The organism is Piscinibacter gummiphilus (genome assembly GCF_032681285.1).
In the GTDB taxonomy this organism is placed as follows: domain Bacteria; phylum Pseudomonadota; class Gammaproteobacteria; order Burkholderiales; family Burkholderiaceae_C; genus Rhizobacter; species Rhizobacter gummiphilus_A.
In genome coordinates this window covers 1,004,892-1,026,250 of the sequence record NZ_CP136336.1, presented here as the reverse complement: position 1 = coordinate 1,026,250, position 21,359 = coordinate 1,004,892, and the positions used below count along the sequence as shown (strand labels likewise).

21 protein-coding genes are annotated in these 21,359 nt (G+C 69.6%); 15 read left to right on the top strand and 6 right to left on the bottom strand.

Annotated elements, in window-relative coordinates:
• Positions 1-180 precede the first annotated feature (180 nt).
• The 10 genes from RXV79_RS04940 to RXV79_RS04895 are packed head-to-tail and all read left to right on the top strand — an operon-like array spanning position 181 to position 8,298.
• Complete coding sequence (locus tag RXV79_RS04940; RefSeq protein WP_316702363.1) at positions 181-1,032, top strand: class I SAM-dependent methyltransferase; 852 nt, start codon at positions 181-183, stop codon at positions 1,030-1,032.
• A gap of 42 nt (positions 1,033-1,074) precedes the next feature.
• The gene (locus tag RXV79_RS04935; protein ID WP_316702362.1) at positions 1,075-1,356 is read left to right on the top strand and encodes an acyl carrier protein; all 282 of its coding nucleotides are present in this window, start codon (positions 1,075-1,077) and stop codon (positions 1,354-1,356) included.
• A 21-nt stretch (positions 1,357-1,377) separates the two neighbouring features.
• On the top strand, positions 1,378-2,277 hold the full coding sequence (locus RXV79_RS04930; protein ID WP_316702361.1) for an acyl-ACP desaturase: 900 nt from the start codon (positions 1,378-1,380) through the stop codon (positions 2,275-2,277).
• Between the two features lie 11 nt (positions 2,278-2,288).
• Positions 2,289-3,338 (top strand): fatty acid desaturase family protein, encoded by a 1,050-nt coding sequence (locus RXV79_RS04925; RefSeq protein WP_316702360.1) that lies wholly within the window; start codon positions 2,289-2,291, stop codon positions 3,336-3,338.
• On the top strand, positions 3,335-5,008 hold the full coding sequence (locus RXV79_RS04920) for a fatty acyl-AMP ligase (RefSeq protein WP_316702359.1): 1,674 nt from the start codon (positions 3,335-3,337) through the stop codon (positions 5,006-5,008). The genes RXV79_RS04925 and RXV79_RS04920 overlap by 4 nt, the downstream gene beginning before the upstream one ends.
• Positions 5,005-5,439: an acyl-CoA thioesterase gene (locus RXV79_RS04915; protein WP_316702358.1), complete on the top strand. Its 435-nt coding sequence runs from the start codon at positions 5,005-5,007 to the stop codon at positions 5,437-5,439. The genes RXV79_RS04920 and RXV79_RS04915 overlap by 4 nt, the downstream gene beginning before the upstream one ends.
• Before the next feature lie 28 nt (positions 5,440-5,467).
• Positions 5,468-5,641 (top strand): rubredoxin, encoded by a 174-nt coding sequence (locus RXV79_RS04910; RefSeq protein ID WP_316702357.1) that lies wholly within the window; start codon positions 5,468-5,470, stop codon positions 5,639-5,641.
• A gap of 7 nt (positions 5,642-5,648) precedes the next feature.
• Positions 5,649-6,566 carry an alpha/beta hydrolase family protein gene (locus tag RXV79_RS04905; protein WP_316702356.1) on the top strand — a complete coding sequence of 306 codons (918 nt, stop codon included), beginning with the start codon at positions 5,649-5,651 and terminating at the stop codon, positions 6,564-6,566.
• Complete coding sequence (locus RXV79_RS04900; RefSeq protein ID WP_316702355.1) at positions 6,563-7,750, top strand: fatty acid desaturase; 1,188 nt, start codon at positions 6,563-6,565, stop codon at positions 7,748-7,750. The genes RXV79_RS04905 and RXV79_RS04900 overlap by 4 nt, the downstream gene beginning before the upstream one ends.
• The gene (locus RXV79_RS04895) at positions 7,747-8,298 is read left to right on the top strand and encodes an Mpo1 family 2-hydroxy fatty acid dioxygenase (protein WP_316702354.1); all 552 of its coding nucleotides are present in this window, start codon (positions 7,747-7,749) and stop codon (positions 8,296-8,298) included. The genes RXV79_RS04900 and RXV79_RS04895 overlap by 4 nt, the downstream gene beginning before the upstream one ends.
• On the opposite strand, the gene RXV79_RS04890 is transcribed toward RXV79_RS04895, so the two are convergent.
• From RXV79_RS04890 to RXV79_RS04875, 4 genes are all read right to left on the bottom strand, one after another.
• Positions 8,299-8,511, bottom strand: a complete 213-nt coding sequence (locus RXV79_RS04890; RefSeq protein ID WP_316702353.1) for a hypothetical protein — start codon at positions 8,509-8,511, stop codon at positions 8,299-8,301.
• A gap of 54 nt (positions 8,512-8,565) precedes the next feature.
• Entirely contained in the window at positions 8,566-9,855 is a 1,290-nt protein-coding gene (locus tag RXV79_RS04885) for a phospholipase D-like domain-containing protein (RefSeq protein ID WP_316702352.1), read from the bottom strand.
• Between the two features lie 172 nt (positions 9,856-10,027).
• A complete protein-coding gene (locus RXV79_RS04880) occupies positions 10,028-11,095 on the bottom strand; it encodes a class I SAM-dependent methyltransferase (RefSeq protein WP_316702351.1) in 1,068 nt (355 codons plus the stop codon).
• An 11-nt stretch (positions 11,096-11,106) separates the two neighbouring features.
• Positions 11,107-12,402 (bottom strand): vanadium-dependent haloperoxidase, encoded by a 1,296-nt coding sequence (locus RXV79_RS04875; protein WP_316702350.1) that lies wholly within the window; start codon positions 12,400-12,402, stop codon positions 11,107-11,109.
• 154 nt (positions 12,403-12,556) lie between these two features.
• On the opposite strand from RXV79_RS04875, the gene RXV79_RS04870 reads away from it, so the two are divergent.
• Entirely contained in the window at positions 12,557-13,594 is a 1,038-nt protein-coding gene (locus tag RXV79_RS04870; RefSeq protein WP_316702349.1) for a GlxA family transcriptional regulator, read from the top strand.
• A 15-nt stretch (positions 13,595-13,609) separates the two neighbouring features.
• On the opposite strand, the gene RXV79_RS04865 is transcribed toward RXV79_RS04870, so the two are convergent.
• Entirely contained in the window at positions 13,610-15,517 is a 1,908-nt protein-coding gene (locus RXV79_RS04865) for an FAD-dependent monooxygenase (protein ID WP_316702348.1), read from the bottom strand.
• A 106-nt stretch (positions 15,518-15,623) separates the two neighbouring features.
• Here RXV79_RS04865 and RXV79_RS04860 point away from each other — a divergent pair, with 106 nt between their 5' ends.
• A complete protein-coding gene (locus RXV79_RS04860) occupies positions 15,624-16,049 on the top strand; it encodes a MarR family winged helix-turn-helix transcriptional regulator (RefSeq protein WP_316702347.1) in 426 nt (141 codons plus the stop codon).
• Between the two features lie 12 nt (positions 16,050-16,061).
• On the opposite strand, the gene RXV79_RS04855 is transcribed toward RXV79_RS04860, so the two are convergent.
• Positions 16,062-17,282, bottom strand: coding sequence for a GGDEF domain-containing protein (locus RXV79_RS04855; RefSeq protein WP_316702346.1), 1,221 nt, complete (start codon positions 17,280-17,282; stop codon positions 16,062-16,064).
• Between the two features lie 167 nt (positions 17,283-17,449).
• On the opposite strand from RXV79_RS04855, the gene RXV79_RS04850 reads away from it, so the two are divergent.
• From RXV79_RS04850 to RXV79_RS04840, 3 genes are all read left to right on the top strand, one after another.
• Positions 17,450-20,350, top strand: a complete 2,901-nt coding sequence (locus RXV79_RS04850; protein ID WP_316702345.1) for a hypothetical protein — start codon at positions 17,450-17,452, stop codon at positions 20,348-20,350.
• An 88-nt stretch (positions 20,351-20,438) separates the two neighbouring features.
• The gene (locus RXV79_RS04845) at positions 20,439-20,795 is read left to right on the top strand and encodes a YciI family protein (protein ID WP_316702344.1); all 357 of its coding nucleotides are present in this window, start codon (positions 20,439-20,441) and stop codon (positions 20,793-20,795) included.
• A 128-nt stretch (positions 20,796-20,923) separates the two neighbouring features.
• Complete coding sequence (locus RXV79_RS04840; RefSeq protein WP_316702343.1) at positions 20,924-21,352, top strand: YciI family protein; 429 nt, start codon at positions 20,924-20,926, stop codon at positions 21,350-21,352.
• Positions 21,353-21,359: the final 7 nt, after the last annotated feature.

Sequence of the window (21,359 nt, the reverse complement as noted above, 5' to 3'; positions counted from 1 at the left end):
CCCTGTGGTGATCGGTCGCGCAGTGTGCCACTCGCTCTGAAAGCCCCCATACCGGAGCGGGCTGGCGGGCCATTTCGCACTAATCGCAAACGTGGGGTCTAGGGGGTTGCCGCTGCCGGCGCGCCGCCGGGATCATGCACGCGACCTTGCACTGCAACAACGAACCCTGAGGACTCCACCGTGTCGACCAAAGACGAGATCGATGTGACCTACGGCGTGGACAACGACTTCTTCCGCCTCTGGCTGGACGAATCGATGGCCTACACCTGCGCCCTCTTCCAGACCGGCGACGAGACGCTCGAGCAGGCGCAGCTCAACAAGCACGAGCACCACTTCCGCGCCGCCCGCGTGCGCCCGGAGTCGCGCGTGCTCGACATCGGCTGCGGCTGGGGGGCCAACCTCGAGTACCTCACCGTGCACAAAGGCGTGCGCGAGGCGGTGGGCATCACGCTGTCGCAGGACCAGTACGACGCGATCCTCGCGCGCAAGATCCCCAACACCACCGTCAAGCTCGTCGACTACCGCGACTACGCCCCCGAGAAGAAGTTCGACGCCGTCATCAGCATCGGCATGTTCGAGCACGTGGCCACGCCGCAGCAGACGCAACGCGGCGACCACATCGGCATCTACCGCGAATACTTCCGTCGTGCCTGGGAGTGGACACGCCCGGGCGCCTGGTTCAGCCTGCAGTCGGTGATCGGCGCGCGCATCCCGCGCGGCACCGCGTTGAAGGAAATCGCGTGGACCACCACGCACATCTTCCCGGGCGCCATCTCGCCGCGGCCCGAGGCCATCTTCGCCGCCGCGTCGCCCTACTGGGAGGTGATGGAGCTGCACACCCGCCGCGACCACTACGCCCGCACCACGGCCGAGTGGCTGCTGCGCCTGGAGAAGAACAAGGACACGATCTGCCAGCGCTTCGGCGAGCAGGTCTTCATCGACTACCAGCGCTACCTGCGCGCCTGCGTGATGGCCTTCGAAGAGGGCTACCAGTCCCTCGCGCAATTCGCGCTGCGCCGGCTCGACGACTGAGCCCTCTCCCAAATTCTCTTCACTGCATCAAAAGGAATCACCATGGAACAAGTCATCGACAAAGCGCTCAGCGACGAGGCCATCGTCGCGCTGCTCAAGCGCGCCTATCAATTCGCCAAGCCCGAGCAGGCCGACGCGGCGGGCCGCCTCACGCTCGACTCCACCGTCGAGTCGCTGGGCATCGACTCGCTCGCCGCGCTCGAGATGTCGGGCTTCGTGGAAGAAGAGCTCGACCTGCACTTCCAGGACGACGAGCTCGTCGCCATCCGCAGCATGCGCGACCTCGCCACGCTGATGCGCAAGCACCTCGACCGGCGCCATTGACGCTGCAAAGGAGTCACCGCCATGACACCCACCGCCCTGCAATCCGCATCGCCGCGCCTGCGCCGCCGAGAGCGCATGTACCGCGAATACATGACGTTCTTCGAGCACGCCGAGAAGCACCGCCGCTGGAACCCGATGCACGACATCCCCTGGGAGCAGCTCGAATCGCAGCGCTTCCACGACGAGGTCGACCAGAGGATGGGCGCGGAGGCCAAGGCGCGCCTGGCCACCTGCCTCGAGACCTTCTGCGGCGTCGAGCTCTTCATCCCCGACTACACGAAGAACGGCTTGAACTTGAGCCGCGACATCTTCGGCCAGGCCTGGTTCCACCTCGCGTGGGGCTATGAAGAGAGCAAGCACGCCCTCGTCTTCCGCGAGTACCTGTTGCGCTCCGGCCTGCGCACGCTCGACCAGTACATGGACTACGAGGAAGAGGTGCTCAAGACCGAGTGGACGCTGCCCTTCGCGTCGAACCGGCAGATGGCCTGCTACGGCGCGCTGCAGGAGATCGCCACCTTCATGATCTACATCCAGCAGCGCAACGCCTACCGGCAGATGGGCAACGAGGTGCTTGCCAAGCTCTTCGACTTCGTGGCGCGCGACGAAGCAGCGCACGCGGCCTTCTATCGCAACTTCATGCGCTTCGAGTACGAAGAAGACCCCGAGGGCACCGCGCAAGACCTCGCCTACGTCATCTCCAACTTCGAGATGCCGGGCGAGAAGCTCGTGCCCGAGTTCGAGCGCCGCCTGCAGGTCGAGGGCGTGGCGATCTCGTCGCAGGACTTCCTGCTGCACGGGATCATGCCCACGCTCAAGTCCATCGGCCTCACTCGCCGCGACATGGTGCGCGCGATGCGCAAGCAGACGCCACCGGTGGTCACCCCCCACGCCCAGCCCGATCTGGAACTTGCCGCTGCCTGAGGAGCCCCACGATGAACAACATCCAGCGTCCCGCGCTCGACCGTTCGCTGTACGAGCCGTCTCACCTGTGGGCCCTGGCCCACTTCGTCTACGCCCTCGCCCTCTTCTTCGTGCCGGGGTACCTGAGCTACCAGGTGGCGCTCTCGGAGCTGCCGCTGTGGGCGCAGATCCCGGCCATCGCCCTCCTCACCATCCTCGCGGGCTACGGGCTCAACCTGCTCGGCGTGATCGGCCACGAAGGCACGCACGGCAACTTCGTGAAGAACCGGCGGCTCTCGGCCGTGATCGGCATCTTCAGCGCCTCGGCCGTGGTGAGCTACATGGAGATGGGCTTCGCGCTCAGCCACTGGAACCACCACCGCTTCACCAACCAGAAGGACGACCCCAACGTCTACCCGGTGGAGAACCTCAAGACCTGGTGGTCGCGGCTCCTGATGTCTCGCATCAACTACAACCTCGTCTACCTGAAGGACACCTTCTCGATGGCGATGGGGAAGATTCCGGCCTTCAAGTACAAGGTGGCGTTCACCGAGGCCGACCAGATCCTCTTCGCGCGGCTCAACTTCCTCTTTGCCGCGATGTGGATCGCGCTCTACGCCGCGATCTTCACCATCGACTGGCGCGCCGGTGTCTTCGTGGTGGCGCTCCCCACGCTCGCCGTGAAGTTCATCGCCGCCTGCCAGATTTTCATCGACCACGGCGGCCTCGACGACGACCGGCTCTTCCGCAATTCGTGGAGCCGCACCTCGCCGCTGATGACGATCCTCTTCTTCGGCGCGAACTACCACAACGAGCACCACGCCTACCCCGGCATCCCCTGCTACCGGCTGCCGCAGGTGCACCGCATCCTGCGCGAGAAGGGTGTGTTCGAGGCGGTGCCGGTGCCGGTGGAGCGCGGCTTCTTCAAGTCCTTCAAGCCGCTGTTCCAGGTCTATGCCCCCACGGCCAAGGGCGACGACTTCGACCCCTTCGAGCTTCCGCAGGCGCCGGCTTCCAGCGATGAACGCGGCGTGCCACAAGCGGCTGCGGTGGCGGTGGGCGCCGTGGGATCGGCGCGGTGAAACACACCGAGCCGACGCCGCTCTACGCATTGCTCGACGCCATCGAGCGCTGCGAAGAGCGCGGCCACACCTACCTGGCCTCGGGCGGCGTGAGCCGCCAGCGCAGCTACGCCGAGCTGATGGCCACCGCCCTCACGGTGCACGGCCAGCTGAACGCACGTGGCCTGCGTGCCGGCCAGCGGCTCGCGGTGATCGCGGCCGACGCGTCGAGCTTCATCCCCACCTTCGTGGCCGGCGTGCGCGCAGGCTTGGTGCTGGTGCCGCTCGCGCCGCCCCCCCTCGGCGGGCGCCAGCAGAGCTACGCCGCGCTGCTGCGTCAGATCGCCGGCGTGGCCGAGCTGCACGCGATCGTCGCGCCCGAGAGCCTGCATACCCTGGTGGCCGAGGCCATGCCCGGCGTGCCGCTGCTCGGCTATGACGAACTGCACACCCCCACCGGCCAGCCCACACCCGCACCGGCCGAACTCACACCCGACGACACCTGCTTCCTGCAGTTCACCTCGGGCTCCACCGGCACGCCCAAGGGCGTGATCGTCAGCTACCGCAACCTCGCCGCCAACACGCGGGCCATCATGGAACACGGCCTGCAGATCACGCCGCGCGACGTGGGCGTGAGCTGGCTGCCGCTGCACCACGACATGGGGCTCATCGGCAAGGTGCTGGCGCCGCTCGCCCACCGCACCGAGATGGTCTATCTCTCCACCTCGGCCTTCATCAAGAACCCCAACCTCTGGCTCGACGCCATCTCGCGCCACGGCGGCACGATCAGCTTCGCGCCCAACTTCGCCTTCGCCTACGTCGCCAAACACTATCTGCGCCGCCCGGTGCCGCTGCACCTGGGCAGCCTGCGCGTGCTGGGCTGCGGTGCCGAGCCGATCAACCCCGAGGTGCTGGCCGAGTTCAGCCGCTGCTTCGCGCCGCTCGGCCTGCGTGACGGCGTGATCGCGCCGAGCTACGGCATGGCCGAGGCCACGCTCGCCGTCTCGTTCAGCCGCCGCTGGCACACGCTGGCCATCGACCGCCACGCATGCGAGGCGCAACGCCGCGCCCTCCCGTGCGAGGCGGCCGGCGCGCTGCGCCTCGTCTCCTGCGGCCCGGCCTTCCCCGAGCATGCGATCACCGTGCTCGACGCACAGGGCCAGCACCTCGACGCCGAGGCCATCGGTGAGATCGCGGTGCGCGGCCCGAGCGTTAGCCGCGGCTATTTCCGCAACCCCGAGGCCAGCGCCGGGAACTTCGTCGACGGCTGGCTGCGCACGGGTGACCTGGGCTTCCTGCACGGCGGCGAGGTCTACATCTGCGGGCGGGTGAAGGACCTCATCATCGTCAACGGCCGCAACGTCTGCCCGCAAGACGTGGAATGGCTGGTCGAAACGCTGCCCGGCGTGCGCAGCGGCGCGGTCGCCGCGTTTGCAGTGCCGGGCGCGGCCACGGAGCAGGTGGTGGTGCTGCTCGAAGCGCGCGGTCAGGAGCGCGGCCTCGAAGAGCGCATCCGCGAGCGGCTTGCCGAGGAGATGGGCCTCACGTTGCACGACGTGCGGGTGCTGCCCTCCGGCCGCATTCCCAAGACGACGAGCGGCAAGGTGCAGCGGGCCAAGGCGCGTGGCGAGTACCTGGCGGGCAGCTACGACGTCGAGCACGCCGAGGCGAGCGCGGAGGAGCCGGCATGACCCTGCTGCCGGCCACGCACTACCGCATCACCGAGATGACGCACCACGTGCGCCCGTCCGACCTCGACATGTTCGGCCACGTCAACCACGCCAAGCCCATCGACTATTTCGAGCTCGGCCGCTTTGACTGGCTCACGCAAAACCGCTTCCCGCTCGACGAGCGCTGGACACCCGTGGTCGCCCGCATCGAGGTGAACTACCGGCGCGAGCTCTTCCTCACCCAGATCCGCGTGCAGACCGTGCTCGCCGAACTCAAGCAATACACCGCCGAGTTCCAGCAATCGGTTTTCGTGCCCGACAGCGACACCCCCGCCGTCACCGGCTCGGTGCGCGTGAGCTTCATCAGCAAGGCCACCGGCCGCCCCATGCGCCTGCGCGACGTCGAAGCCCTCGCCTGCTTCCAGGCGCCGCGCGAAACCGCCATCGCCTGAACCCCTCACTCTCCACACGGAAACGACCATGAAAACCTGGCAGTGCGCCATCTGCGGCTGGATCTACGACGAAGCGGCCGGCATGCCCGAACACGGCATCCCGCCCGGCACCCGCTGGGCCGACGTGCCCGCCGACTGGCTCTGCCCCGACTGCGGCGTGAGCAAGGCGAGCTTCGAGATGGCCGAGCTCCAACCCAGCTGAGGCGACGATGAGCGAGACCACGCCCGAGACCCTGCGCCTGCGCGCCGCCGACGACCACGCCATCACGGCGCTGCGTTATGCCGCCACCCGCAACGAGCAGGCCCGCATCGTCGTGGCCGGCGCGACCGGCGTGCCGCAGCGCTTCTACCGCCGCATGGCGGACTACATGGCGCGGCGCGGCGTGAGCGTGCTCACGCTCGACTACCGCGGCATCGGCCTCTCGAAGCCGCCCACGCTCAAGGGCTTCCCGGCCGACCAGATGGACTGGGTGAGCGACCTCGCCGCCGGTGTCGAACACATGGGCGACGGCAGCGTGCCGCTCTACGTGGTGGGCCACTCGCTCGGCGGGCACGCCTTCGGCCTGCTGCCCAATCACCACAAGGTGAGCGGCGTCTACACCTTCGCCACCGGCGCCGGCTGGCACGGGTGGATGACCCCGGTCGAGCGCCTCAAGGCCATCGTGATGTGGAACACCGTCGCCCCGCTGCTCGCCGCCTGGAAAGGCTACCTTGGCTGGAGCGCGATCGGCATGGGCGAAGACCTGCCGCTGATGGTCTACCGCCAGTGGCGCCGCTGGTGCCAGAACCCCCGCTACTTCTTCGACGACCCGCAGATGGCGCAGACGGTCGCGCGCTTCAAGGACGTGCGCACGCCCATCGTCGCCGCCAACGCGACCGACGACGCCTGGGCGCCACCCGCCTCGCGCGACGCCTTCATGAGCGCCGGCTACGTAAACGCACCGTGGACGGGCCGCGACATCACGCCGCAGGATCTGCGCGTGCGCCACATCGGACACATGGGCTACTTCCGCCCCGGGGCCGAGTCGCTGTGGCAGGACGCGCTCGACTGGTTCGCCGCGCTGCCGGAGCGGCACGAGACATCGCCGCAGAACGTGACGCAACTCGACGAAAGGCGCCGCGCATGAAGGCCTCTGCCGTGCTCGGCGCCGTCGCGCCCACCCGCTCGGTCGACGCGACCGCCGTCACGAGCTTCACCGGCCCGCGCGACCGCGCCCGCTCGGGCGAGGCCCGCGCACGGCAGCGCAACCTCGTGCGGGCGCTCTCGCGCCATGTGCGGTCCGACACGGCCACCGGCGTGCGCCTCGCCCTGGCCGACTACACGCTCTTCCTGCTCGGCCTGACGCTCGCCGCACTGGCCACCCACCCCGCGCTGCGCATCGCCGGCGCGCTGCTCGCCGGCCTCAAGCTCTGCGGCTTCTCGGTGCTGGGCCACGACGCGGCGCACAACATGCTCACCCGCTCGCGCGCCCTCAACAAGCTGATCGCGGTGGCGGTGTTCACGCCCTGCCTCTTCAACTACCGCCTGTGGCTGCACGCCCACCACGCGCTGCACCACACCTGGACCAACGGCGCCCCACCCGACATCCACAAGCCTTTCACCTTGCAGCAGTACCGCGCGATGCCCGCCTGGCAGCGACTGTGCGTGCGCGCGTCGCGCTCGCCCAGCCTGCTCGCGCAATCGATCTACTTCATCTACGACCGGCTCACGCGCGTCACGATCTTCTCGCGCGTCTACCCAGCGGCGGTGCGGCGCCAGGCCGTGCCCTACACGCTGCTCACGCTCGCCTACCTCGGCGGCACGGCGGCGCTGCTCGGCTGGCGCCGCCAGTTCGAATGGGCCGACACGCTCGTCGACGTCTTCCTGGTGATGGTGCTGCCGCTGCTGGTGTTCCATGCGCTCACCTCCATCGTGCTCTTCCTGCAGCACACGCACCCGCGCATTCCCTGGTTCACGCGAGACGACCCGGTCGAGCAGGCCTTCGGCCAGGAGGAACTGGTGGCCCACGTGCCGCTGCCGAACTGGATCGGCTCGGTGATGCACTACTCGCTCGAGCACCCGGTGCACCACATCGTGCCCACCATCCCTTGCTACCACGCCCGCGCGGCGCAGGCCGAGCTGAACCTCCTGATCGGCCCGCGCGCCGTCATCCTCAAGCCCACGCTCGGCAACATCCGCAGCGTGTTCCGCCGCTGCAAGCTCTACGACTACGAGACGCACCGCTGGCGCGATTTCGAGGGCCGCTACACCACCGGCAGCCTCGCACGCAGCGTGCGCGACCCCGTCCACGCCGTCAGGAGATCCGCATGAAGACGCTCACCGAGCAACTGTCGGGCTACGCCACCTGCCACCGCGACCGGCTTAACATCGCCACGCACTATCTGGGCATCCCGCTCATCCTGCTGGGGGTCACGGCCCTGCTCTCACGGCCCGCGATTCCGGTCGACGGGTGGCCGCTGTCGCCCGCCGTGCCGATTGCGGCAGGCATCGTCCTCTACTACCTCGTGCTCGACCTGCGCTTCGGCCTCGCGATGGCGGTCGTGATGACGGCATCGCTCGCCGCCGGCGCCTGGGCCGCGGCGCTCTCCACCCCGCTGTGGCTCGTGCTCGCCATCGCAAGCCTCGTGCTCGGCTTCATCGCCCAGCTCATCGGCCACCGCTTCGAAGGCCGGAAGCCGGCGTTCGTCGACGACCTGATGGGCTTCCTGATCGGGCCGCTGTTTCTCGTGGCCGAGGCGGCCTTTGCGCTGGGGCTGCGGCAGCGTCTGCAACAAGAGATCGAGACCTTCGCAGGCCCGACACGCAGCCACCGACGCGGGCTGCCCGGCCTGCGCGGCAGCGCCCTGCGGCAAGGCTGATCAGAGCTGGTGCACCCGGCCCGGGTCCACCTCGGGCCCGGGTGTCGTCGGCTGGATCTCGGGTGGTGCGGCCGGCTCCAGCACCTCGTCCGGGCGGCGTCCCGGTTCGGTTTCGGGCAGGCCGTGCGGCGGCGTGGCATCGGGCTCGACAGGCGTCGGCACCACGTCGGGGCCGGGCCGAGGCATCGGGTTCACTTCGGGTGTGGTGGCCATGGGGCAATGAGGCGAGTGGTCATGCCCGGCACCGGCAAGCGTCGTTCCGGGGGGTCACAGCACTTCGTTGAACACATGCAGCACGTTGTCGCGACACCGTGGCCACAGGCCGCGGCGTGACCAGCTCTCGGCATCGAGTTCGACACATCGGCGCACGTCGCGCTCGAAGACCTCTTCCAGCTGGCGCGCCAGCCGCTCGTCGCACAGGCTCAGCGTGATCTCGTCGTTGGTCTCCAGCGAGCGGTCGTCGAAGTTGCTGGAGCCGATGGCGCACCAACTCCCGTCCACGGTCATCACCTTCTGGTGCAGGAGGCAGGTCTGGTACTCGAAGATGCGCACGCCGCCCTGCAGCAGCTTGTGGAAGTTGCGGTGAGCGGCGTGCTGCACGAGCGGCATGTCGCTCGCATCCGTCGAGGGCACCATCACCCGCACGTCGACCCCGCGCGCCACCGCCGTGCACAGCGCCTCGATGGCTTCGTCGTCGGGCAGGAAGTACGGGTTCTGGATGCGGATGCGGCGCCGCGCCACGCACACGGCGAGGTGGTGCAGGATCTTCACCGCCGGCGGCGAGCCCTCGGCCTTCACGCTCGCCACATGCGCGGCCACCTCGCCGCAGCGCTCGAGCGGCGGGAAGAAGGCATCGCCCACGAAGAGCTCGCCGGTGTCTTCGACCCAGTTCTCGCTGAAGGCCGCCTGCACGCCATGCACCACCGGGCCACGCAGGCGCACGGCGAGGTCGTGCACATGCTCGCGGTCTTCCGCATTGCCCAGCCAGCCGTCGACGATGCAATGCCCGCCGACGAGCGCCACCCGGCCATCCACCACGACCAGCTTGCGGTGGTCGCGGTCGTTGACCACGCCGATGTGCCGCAGCTTGGTCGGGTGATGGAAGACCAGCCGGCAGCCGGCCTCGCGCAGGCGCCGCTTCGCCTCGTCGCCCATCTTCTTGCCGCCGTTGCCGTCGACCATCACACGCACGGCGACACCGGCACGCCGGCGTTCGACGAGGGCGTCGACCAGCCGCGCGCCGAGCCGGCCTTCCTTCCACAGGAAGGTCTCGAAGTGGACCGAGGCGAGGGCGCGGGCGATCTCGTCGAACATCGCGTCGAAGAAGGCGCCGTTCTCGAACAACTCCACCGAGTTGCCTTCGTAGACGGTGCCCTGGCTCAGGCCGGCCATCGACGGCAGCAACTCGGTCACCGCGTTGTCGCAGTCAACCGAGAGGCTGGGGTCGCGGTGGCTGCGGATCGACCAGATCACCAGGCCCAGCAGCACGGGCAGCAGCATCAGCCCGAGCAGCGCGATGGCCGGCAGCGAGACCGGCGTGGTGATGGCGTCGAACACGTCAGCGGGCTCCGCCTGCCTGGCGCGCTTTCGAAAGCCGTATCGCGTGTGCAGCCATGTCTCGCTCCTGGGGTTGCAGAGCGCTCAAGGCTAGAAGTGGCGATGGGCGTCGTCTGTAGGAGGCGGGCGGGCTCCTGTGTGGGAGCCTTCCCGACGCGGCACGCCGTGGCCATCAGCGCCGCACCTCGAAGACGAGGTTGAACGCCGTCTGCGCCACCTGCCGGAAGTGCGAGAAGCCTGCCTTGCGGAACACGTCGGCCAGGCGCTTTGGCCCCGCCTGCGCGCCCAGCACCAGCTTGCCGCCTTCGGAGATGGCGTGCGCGCAGCAGATGAGCGAGGAGCCCGCGTAGTAGAGCTGGCCGACGGGGTTCAAGTTGTCTTCCACCTTGTCGGCCGCGTACGGCTCGACCAGCAGCACCGTGCCGCCCGGCGCCAGCACCTCGGCGGCGTGGCGCGCCGCGGCCACCGGGTCGCCCAGGTCGTGCAGCGTGTCGAAGAAGCAGATGAGGCCGTAGCGCTCGTCGGGGTAGTCGGTGGCGCGGGCGACGGCGTAGCGCGTGCGCTCGGCCACGCCGGCCACCACGGCGTTGTGCTGCGCCTGCGCGAGCGACTCGGCGTGCGTGTCGAAGCCGTAGAAGCGCGAGTTCGGAAACGCCTGCGACATCAGGAGCGTCGAGTGCCCGTGGCCGCAGCCCACGTCGGCCACCGCGATGCCGTTGCGCAATTGCTCCACCACGCCGTCGAGCGCGGGCAGCCATTGCGGCACGAGCGCGGCGCGGTAGCCGTTGCGGTAGAAGGCGGCCACACCGCAGGCCAGCCGTGCATCGTGCTCGCCCCAGGCCACGCCGCGGCCGGTGCGGAAGGCGTCGACCGCCTTGGGCTCGTCGGCCCACATCGCCGCCGGCACCTCCCAGGCGGGCGGCACGTAGACGGGGCTCTCGTCGTCGGCCAGCACCATCGCATGCTCGGGTGGCAGCTCGTAGGTGTCGCTTCGCGGGTGGTAGGCCAGGTAGCCGCCGGCCGCCTGCGCGTTGAGCCACTCGCGCACGTAACGCTCGGCGCAGCCGGCACGCTGCGCCACCTCTTTCGCGCTCATCGGGCCGGCGCCGGCCATCGCCTTGTACAGCCCGAGCTTGGCGCCCAGGCTCACCATCACGCCGGTGTAGCCGGTGGTGAGGTCGGCGATGGCGCGGCCGACGAAGGCTTCGAGCCTGGCCTGATCGATCACGGGGGTGTCCATGTCCATGCTCCTCAGCGAACGCGCGGCAGCGCTTCGGCGACCGCTTGGCCGATGCTGCGGCCCTGGCGGCGCCCTTCCTTGATGGCATGCGGGAAGTGGATGCCGGCGTAGAGGCGCGAGTTGCCGTTCTCATGCGCGGCCTGCGAGAAGCCGCGGAAGTGGCGTGTGACGTTTGGCAGCGTGAGGCTGGTCAGGCTGTAGCGCTGGCGGTCGCCGAAGAGTTCGATCAGCACCTCGGCGGCACTCCAGCCCAGCACCGTGTGCGTGGACGGGTAGTCGGGCACCGGCGGCGTCACGAGCAGGGGCTGCCAGCTCGCATCGGGCTGCGTCTGCGGGTTGCCGTCGGTCTCGGCGGCGTGGATCGCGGTCACGGGCCGCCAGAAGCGGTGCTCGTACTTCTCGTGGAAGCCGGCGATGAAGCCATCGGCCATGGCGAAGTGCAGCAGCGTGAAGGCACGCGCGGCCTCCCATGCGTCGACGCGACGCTCGCGCATCACCTGGTGGGCGATGCGGTTCCAGCCGAGCGGCGAGTCTTCGTACCAGAACTTCGCGATCTCGGTCTGCTCGGCCGTGCGGGTGCGGCTGTTCACGTCGCCGATCTCGCGCACGAGGGCCAGGTCTTTCGCGTAGTGGCTGCTGGTGAGCGGCAACGGGCCGTCGAGTGCATGGTCCTGCAGCTTGATGACGAAAGGCGTCACCTTGCCCCAGCCGGGCGCGCCGGCGAAGTCGAAGGGCGCGGTGAACTGGTACTCGCCGGCCCCGGGGCGCGGCACGTAGGGGATGAACGCGCTGTCGGCGCCATCGTTCTGGCGTCGGTTCATCATGGCCCATGCGGCGGCCTGGCCGAGGCCGATGCCGGCGGTCTTGGCCGCGCCGTCGGGCAGGGCCTTCAGCGCCTGGCCGTAGGCCGTCTCCACCAGCGCTGCCTGCTCAGGCAGCAAGCGCACCAGCACCTCGCGCGAGGCGGCGGCCACCGCCGCTTCGGGCATCGCCTTCGGTGACTTGGGCAGGCCCGGCGTGTATGACGCGTAACGCCGGTCGATCGCGTTCAGCGCGTCGTGCACCGAGGCATGCAGGATCGCCAGCGTGCGCGACTGCGACATCGGGTTGGTGCCCTGGCTGGGCGTGAAGGCCGCTTCGGCGACGGCGTTCCACTGCAGCACCGCGTTGGCAGGGGCGGGTTGCTGCGGCGCGTGGGCCTCGGCCGGGCGGGGGTTGGCGGTCAGCGAGGCGGCCGCGCCCACCAGCACCGCGGTGCTGACGAGGCGCATGGCAAACGAGCGGCGCTGCGAGTCGAAATGCTTCATGACGGGTTCCTTGCAAGCTCGTGTTGGAGCTGTTGATGAGGGTTCCCATCGTCTTGGCATGCCGCATTTTGCGGCAGTGCCGACCTCGCCCGAAAACGGTCCGTTTGTGCCAACCCGCTGCAACACACCAAGCGCTTCAGCGAAGATGCGCGCCATGCCGAAAGCTGCACCGCCCACCCAGCGCACACCCGGCGCACGCCACGTCTCGCTCGTGGCGCTGCCCGATGCGGTGGTGTCGACGCTCGCCGGCATCTACGACGTGATGAACGCACGCTCGCTGATGGGCACGCCCAGCGACTCGGTGCGTGCGCCCTTCCAGGTGGAGATCGTGGGCGAGGCCACCGGCCCGCTCACGCTTGCGAGCGGCGTGCCGATGCCGGTGCAGCGCGCCATCGCCGACATCGACAGCACCGACATCGTCATCGTGCCCTCGGTGCTCTTGCGCGACGGCGGCTGGGCCCTCGGCCGCTACCCCGCGCTCGTGGCATGGATCCAGCGCATGCACGCGCGCGGCGCGGTGCTGTGCTCAGCCTGCTCGGGCATCTTCCTGCTCGCCGAGACCGGCCTCTTCGACGGCAAGGACGCGACGGTGCATTTCGGCTACGCGCGCGACTTCGCCGAGGCGCACCCGCGCGTGCCCATCCACCCGGAGCGTGTTCTCGTGATCTCGGGCGGGCGCGAAGAGCTGATCAGCTCGGGCGCCTCGACCACCTGGCACGACATGGTGCTCTACCTCGTCGCGCGCTTCGCCGGTGCGACCGACGCGCAGGAGCTCGCGCGCATGTACGCGCTGCAGTGGCACCAGGACGGCCTCACGCCCTACATCACCTTCGAAGGCAAGAGCGACCACGGCGACGCGGAGATCGAAGCCGCGCAGCGCTGGCTCGCGCAGCACTTCTCGGTGGCCAGCCCGGTCGAGGAAATGATCAAGCGCTCGAAGCTCGCCGAGCGCACCTTCAAGCGCCGCTTCACCGCCGCCACCGGCGTGGCGCCCATCGCCTACGTGCAGCGCCTGCGCATCGAAGACGCCAAGCGCCGGCTGGAGCGCACCGATGCCTCGGTCGACGAGATCAGCTGGCGCGTGGGCTACGAAGACGCGGCCTTCTTCCGCCGCCTCTTCAAGCGCACCACCGGCATGGCGCCGGGGGCGTATCGCAAGCGCTTCCGCATTCCCGAGTTCGCGCGGCCCTGAGGTCGCGCGACACGCTCAGGCGCGGGTGCGCAGGATGCCGGCGAAGTAGGCCGCGAGCTCGTCGCGCGCCGACAGCGGCAGCACGTGGCCCACGTACTGGTCCGGCCGCACGACCACCATGCAACCCTCGGCCCGGTCGATGCCGCGCAGCTCGAAGACGTCCTGCCCGGGCCGAGGGTCGGCGCAGAAGACCTTCTCGTAGTCGCACAGGCCATGGCGGCCCACCGGCGGGCGCAGGAGCGGCGGCATGGCACTGTGCTCGAGTGCACGGTGGCCGTGCGGGAACACCGCACGCGTGTCGATCACCGCGTCGAGGTCTTCGCCCGGCGCGCCGTGGCGGCGCAGCGGCGAGGCCGCATCGCGCTCGAGCCAGCGGCACAGCGAGGCGACGGGCCCACCCGGCGCGCCGGTGTCGGAGGCAGGCGCAAAGATGAACACACGGAAGCGCGCATCGGCGTCGATGCAATGGCCGAGCTGCATCGGCCGCGCATCGGCGAGGCGCACCACCGGCGCCGAATGGAAGCGCTTGCCCAGCTCGAAGCCTGCCGCGAGCTGCTGGTGCGCCGGCGCGCCGGTGAGCGCCCCGGCCGGATACTGGACCGTCAGGCCGCAGGTGAAGGGCAGGTTGTGGACGAACTCGCGCGCCACGCGCGGCAGGCTGCCGGCGGCGCACGGCTCGGCGCGCTCGCCCACCACGCGCGACCAGGTGTGGTCGAACGCCACCAGCGCCTGCGCCGCGGCACGGCGCTCGCCCGAGTAGCTGTGCAGCAGCGCCGGCGCCGCGCGGCCGGTGAGCACCGAGATCAGCTTCCAGCCGAGGTTGAAGGTGTCGCCCATCGAGACGTTCATGCCCTGGCCCGCCTTGGGGCTGTGGGTGTGGCAGGCATCGCCCGCCAGCAAGACGCGCGGTGCGCGGGTGGCCACCTCGTGCTCGGGCACGTCGTCGAACTTGTCGGTGAGGCGGTGGCCGATCTCGTAGATCGACCACCACACCACCTCCTTCACGTCGAGCTCGAAGGGGCGGAAGATGCGCTGCGCCTTGGCGACGATGTGCTCGGCACCCAGTCCGCGGCTGGCCACACGCTCGTCGTCGCCGAGGCGGTCGAGCTCGACGTAGAGCCGCACCAGATGGCCGCCTTCGCGCGGCAGCACCATGAGCGTGCCCTCGCCCTGCGAGCGCACGAAGGACTTCTTCCGCCAGTCGGGGAAGTCGGTCACCGCCAGCAGGTCCATCACGCCCCAGGCCTGGTGGGCGGCGTCGCCGTGCAGCGCACCGCCGATGGCGCGGCGCACGCTGGAGCGCGCGCCGTCGCAGCCGATCACGTAGTTGGCGCGCAGCTGCACCGTCTCGCCTTCGCGCTCGGGCGCGGTGTGCGCGAGCGTCACGTGCACCGGGTGGTCGTGCGCCGTCGGGTCGACGTGCAGGTCGAGCACTTTCAGGCCGTAGTCGGGCGCAAGGCGCGTGGGGGCGTTGCGCATGCGGTCGAGGAACATGTCGTGCACGCGCGCCTGGTTGATGAGCACGTGCGGCATCTCGGAAGTGCCCTCGGGCACGTCGTCGACGCGCGCCACGCGCGTGAGGCGCCCCTCGTCGCCAGGCGACCAGAACGTGGTCTCGTTGATCCACACCGATTCGCGCAGCACCTTCTCGGCAAAGCCGAAGGCCTGGAACATCTCCATGGTGCGTACGCTGATGCCGTCGGCCTGGCCCTTCTCCATCGGCCCCGGCTTGGGCTCGACCACCAGCGTGCGGATCTGCGGCACCTGCGCGAGCTGCGCCGCGAGACACAGGCCCGCCGGTCCAGCGCCGGCGATCAGCACGTCGACGGTCTCGGGCAGCGGGTCGCCCGCGCGGCGATGGCCTGCCGCAGCTGGGTGAACATCGGGGTCGCCGGGGCGGAAGCCATTGCGGTGGAATTGCATGCCGTGTCCTTCCACTTTGTAAGTTCACATATGATATGTATACATATTATCTTGGTCAAGATGATCACCAAGACGATCGAGCCGATCAAGACGCAAGGGGGCCCAGGTGGAACGAATTGAGATGGCGGGGCATCTGATCCGCCGCCTGCACCAGCAATCGATGCAGGTGTTTCAGGCGCAGACGCAGGCCGCGGGCTTCGACCTGACCTCGGTGCAGTTCGCCTCGCTCGACGCGATCTCGCAGCAGCCTGGCATCGACCAGGCGAGCCTGGCGGCGACCATCAGCTTCGACCGCGCCACCATCGGCGGCGTGGTCGATCGCCTGGAGCAGAAGGGCCTGGTGCAGCGCGAGGTGAGCCCGCACGACCGCCGCGCGCGCCTGCTGCGGCTCACCCGCGAAGGCAAGCAGCTGCTGGCCGCCGTGCGGCCGGTGATCGAGAGCCTGCAGGCCGAGATCCTCGCGCCGCTCAGCGCGCGCGAGCAGGCCACCTTCGTGGCGCTGGCGCGCAAGGCGCTGGGCCTGGTCGACTGATAAGCCGTCAAGTCATGCGGCGACGGGGTCGAACGGCGCCGCGCCGGTGTCGTCGTGGAAGACGTTGGGCATCTCGTCGTTGGTCGCCTGCACCTGGTTGCGGCCCGCGCGCTTGGCGCGGTAGAGCGCTTCGTCGGCGCGCATCAAGAGGCGCGAGGGCTCTTCGCTCGGCCCCTTCCATTCGGCCACGCCGAAGCTGGCCGAGAGCGCGAGCGGCTCGCCCTCGCGCGGCACCTGCTGCGCAGCCAAGTGCGCGCGCAGCGCCTCGGCGGTCTGCGCGGCCTGGGCGAGGCCCACGCCGGGCAGCAGCACGATGAACTCCTCGCCGCCGAAGCGGCCCACGCGGTCAACCTCGCGCACATGGGTCTGCAAGAGCGCGGCGGTGTGCTTCAGGGCCTGGTCGCCGGCCGCGTGGCCGTGGCGGTCGTTGATCGACTTGAAGTGGTCGAGGTCGACCATCACCACGGCGAAGGTGTCGCCCACGCGGCGGCTGCGGTGCAGCTGCTCGTCGATGGCCTCCTGCATCGCGCGGCGGTTCAAGAGGCCGGTGAGGCCGTCGTGCCGCGCACGCCAGCGCAGCTGCTGAATCAGGCGCGCCACCACCAGCGCCATCAGCATGGCGTGCAGCATCGCGATCACCGCCACCACCGCCATCGCGGTGCCCACGTTGAGCGAGCTGTGCGAGGCGATCTCGGTGGCCAGCGCATCGGGCTTGAGCGCGGTGCGCAGCGCACGGCCGGCCGAGTTCAGGCCCGCCAGCAGCAGCGGCACGGCCAGCACCCACGGGAAGCGCAGGCCGAGCGTGTGGCGCGCGTAGCGGTAGAGGTCCCACGCCGTCCAGAGGTAGAGCACCATGGTGATGGTGTAGTGCACCACCGCCTGCTCGCGGCGCCAGGCCGGGTCGGCGCCGATCCACGAGGCCAGCGCGGCGGCGGCCAGCAGCGCGGCATGCGGCAGGTAGCGGCGCTTCTGCCCGGTGAAGTGCCACACGCCGTGCTGCAGCAGCACGAGCCCGGTGATGGCGAGCAGCACGCCGGCCATCGGCAGCGCCGCGAGGTGGGTGCCGAGGTAGACGAAGGCGATGGCGCTGCACGCCGCGTAGCCCGACCAGTGCAACGCGGCGGCCCGCGTCTCTCGGATCCACCAGGCACCCAGGCCCCACATCACCGCGGCGACGGCCTGCACCATCGCGAGCATCAAGAACGCTATTTCCGAAGGCGTCAGACTGGACATGCCGCTCACTCCACAGAACCCGTGTACCCCGGCTGGCGGTATAGCACGCGGCCGCCTTCGAGTTAGGGAAGAAGCCAAACCTTAGGGGGCGGCAATCCCGACATCGGTTCCTAGACTGAATTGCAAGCCGTGCACAAGCGTGTGCCGGCAGGTTCAGTGGAGGTTCCATGTCACAAGAGTTCAACACCGCCGCGAAGGCGATGGTCACCCGCGACGCCCACGGCACGGTGCGCGACGTGCAGCATGTCGAAGAGGTGTTCGTCAGCACCGCGGGCAGCCCGCTGCTCGCGGCGCACGAGTACCTGCTGCGCCACGGCGCGCTGCTGGGCGTGAGCCCGGCCGAGCTGGCGCACTTCAGTGAAGCGCCCGAGGCCGAGCCGCGTGCGCTCGGCGTGGAGCTGCGCTACAGCGAGGAGAAGCCACAGTTCGACACGACCACCGTCGTCTTCGACCAGACGCTCTTCGGCCTGCCGATCTGGCAGGCCGGTGTGTCGGTGCACCTGCAGCGCGACCCCTTCGTCGTGGTGGCAGCGCAGTCGAAGCGGCATGCGCAGGTCGACGCCGACATGCCGAGCGCCGATGCGCTCAAGAGCGCCACCAAGCTCGACAAGAAGCGGCTCACCAAGGAGCTCGGCATCGACCAGGACAAGGCCTGCGACCCGTCGACGTTCAAGGTGCTGCGCCAGCGGCTGATGGTCTACCGCTACGACCCCGCCGAGCGGCTCGCCCGCGAGCACCATGACCCCGCGCCCACGGCAGCGCAGACCGCGCAGGCGGCGCAGGTCACGGCGCCCACTCGCCACCTGCACGCCACGCTGCCGCTGCCGCCGGTCAGCGAGCGTGTGCGCGCCGGCCGCCACCAGGTGGTGATCGAGCTCACCTTCTCGGTCACCTGGAACGGCATTGCCGATCTCGCCTGGGTCGCGCTGCTCGACGTCGACACGCTCTCGGTGCTCTACCTGCGCGCCTTCATCGACGACGTGAACGGCCTGGTGTTCGAGACCGATCCCATCACGCTCAACGGCGGCCCGCTCCCCAGCGCCACCAGCGCGCAGCTCAACCCGCTGCGCTCCACCGTGCAGCTGCCCGAGCTGGTGTCGGTGGCGGGCACCGTGTCGCTCACCGGCCCGCACGTCGCGGTGCAAGACCTCGAAGCCCTGGCCGCCGCCCCGCCCACACGCCCGGCCGGCTCGCCGTTCAGCTACGACGCCCGCAGCAACCACTTCGCCGCCGTCAACGCCTACTACCACTGCGACCGCTTCTTCCACCTGGTGCGCGACCTCGGCTTCGACCTGCCCACCTATTTCACCGGCACGCCCTTCCCCTCGCCGGTGGACCACCGCGGCAACATCTGGGGCAGCACCAACACCATCAACGCCTACTGCGCGGGCAACGGCAGCTACGGCATCCTGCGCACCGCCTTCATGCTGGCCGACCTGGGCGACGTGGCCAACCCGATCGGCCTGGCCTGCGACTGGCGCGTGGTGCTGCACGAGCTGGGCGGCCACGGCATCCTCTACAACCATGTGAACTCGCCCAACTTCGGCTTCGCGCACAGCGCGGGCGACAGCTTCGCCGCGGTGCTCAACGACCCCGACTCGCGCGCGCCCGACCGCTTCGAGACCTTCCCCTGGGTCTACAACGTGATCGGCCGCCGACACGACCGCGACGTGACCGCCGGCTGGGCTTGGGGCGGTGTGTTCGATGTCGGCGGCTATTCGTCGGAAGAGATCCTCTGCACCACCCACTTCCGCCTCTACCGCGCGGTGGGGGGCGACGGCGCCGAGCTGAAGCAGCGCGAGTACGCCTCGCGCTACACCGCCTACCTGATGCTGCGCACCATCGGCTCGCTGACGCAGGCCACCAACCCGTCGAACGCCGAGGCGTATGCCACCGCCATGGTCGCCGCCGAGCGCGGCAACTGGACGAGCGAAGACATGGTGGGCGGCGTCTACGGCAAGGTGGTGCGCTGGGCCTTCGAGAAGCAGGGCGCCTACCAGCCGCCCGGCGCTCCGAAGCCGGTGGTCACCGAAGGCCCACCGCCCGAGGTCGACCTCTACATCGACGACGGCCGCCACGGCGAATATCAGTTCCAAGAGCACTTCTGGGAGACGCGCGACATCTGGAACCGCCACGACACGGACGGCGAGACCAGGCACCAGACGCCCATCGTCTGCCGCCCGAACCATGCCTACGTGCGCGTGAAGAACCGCGGCACGAAGCCCAGCAAGGGCGGGCGTGTGCACGGCTGGCATGCACGCCCCGGTGCCGGCCTGGTGTGGCCCGACGACTTCGAGCCGATGACCACCGCCTCGCTCAGCCTGCCGCCGCTCAAGCCGGGTGAAGAGGTGGTGATCGGCCCGCTCGAATGGACACCGATCCACCCCGGCCATGAAGTGATGTTCATGAGCGTCACCGCGCCGCAGGACCGCGCCAACAACGACCGGCTCACCGGCCTGCCGGCGGCCAAGGGCCCCACCCCGGCGTGGCGCCTCGTGCCCACCGACAACAACATCGCGATGCGCGCGCTGGTCCCGGTGCCCGGCGGCGGTGGGCGCTGTGCGCTCGAAGCGGCGTTCTGCAATCGCAAGTTCTGGGCGCACAACCCGTTTGCGAAGACGGCCCGCATGGAGGTCCGCGCGGTGCTGCCAGCGCTGCTCGAATCGCGCGGCTGGACGATGCACTTCCACAACCCCGGCGGCAGCCACTTCACGCTCGGCCCACGCGGCGAACGGGAGATCCGCCCGGTGCTCGTGAGCGGTCGCGATTTCAGCCCCGGCGAGTTGGCCGACGAAGGCCCGGCCACGATCACCGTGCTCGTGCTGGCCAACGGCATCGTCGTCGGTGGCATGAGCTACCGGCTCGACCCCGAGCTCGACGCGCCAGCCCGCGAGCGGCCACCGGCCAAGGACTGCTGCCGCCCGCAGCCCGAGCCCTGCAATGACGACCAGCGCTGCGACGACAAGCCGCCTTGCGATGACAAGCCGTGCGAGCCACCGAAGCCGCCACGCCAGTGCTGCGAGCCCTGCATCGACGACCGATGCTGCCCGCCCCCGGCCTGCTGCTGAAGTGAGGACAAAACGGCGGCCGGGCCGTGTGCATGGCGAGGTGCCTTCCCGTATTCTTCGGGGCCTCGCAGCACACGACCTCGCCGCCATGTCCTACTTGCTCCTCATCCACGAACCCATCGGCCAGCGCGCGGAGCGTGGCGAGGCCGAAGGCCGCATCGTCTACGACCGCATGCTGAAGTGGGGCGTTGCGCTCAAGGAGCGCGGTGTGCTCGTCGCGAGCGAGTCGCTCAAGTCGCTGGACGAAAGCGCGGCGCGCCTGCAGGTGCGCAACGGCAAGGCCTCGGTGCTCGACGGCCCCTTCGCCGAAGCGAAGGAAATGATCGGCGGCTTCTTCCTGCTGAATGTCGCGACGCGCGACGAAGCGCTCGCCATCGCCCGCACCTGCCCCGCCGCCGAGTGGGCCACGGTCGAAGTGCGCGGCATCGCCCCCTGCTACGAGTGACCTGGCCTCTGGCACGGCGGCCTAGGGTTTTCACTTAGCCGACCCCTGTCGAATTCGCGCCGGCTCCGGCGTCGTGGGAATGAGAGCCGCCAAGCACGCGGCTCCTTCCCCGAACCAGGAGAGCCGACATGCGATTCATGATCATCGTCAAGGCCACACCGGAGGCCGACGCCGCGGCCGCGATGCCCACCGAGGCCGAGATGGCGACGATGGCCGACTACCACGAGCAGCTGGCGAAGGCCGGTGTGCTGCTCGACGCGGCCGGCCTGCACCCCACCGCCCGCGGCTGGCGCGTGGGCTACGACGCACAGGGCCGCAAGCGGGTCCTCGACGGCCCCTTCGCCGAGACCAAGGAGCACGTGGCCGGCTACACGCTGATCCAGGTGCGCTCGGCCGAAGAGGCGCTGGAATGGTCGCGCCGCTTCCCGTCTCCCTTCCCCGGCCATGACTGCCACATCGAAGTGCGCCAGCTCTTCGAGGCCGAGGACTTCACACCCGGCGACGCGGTCGAGCGCTTCAAGGCCATCGACGTGCTCGCCCGCACCACACACCACTGACGCACCA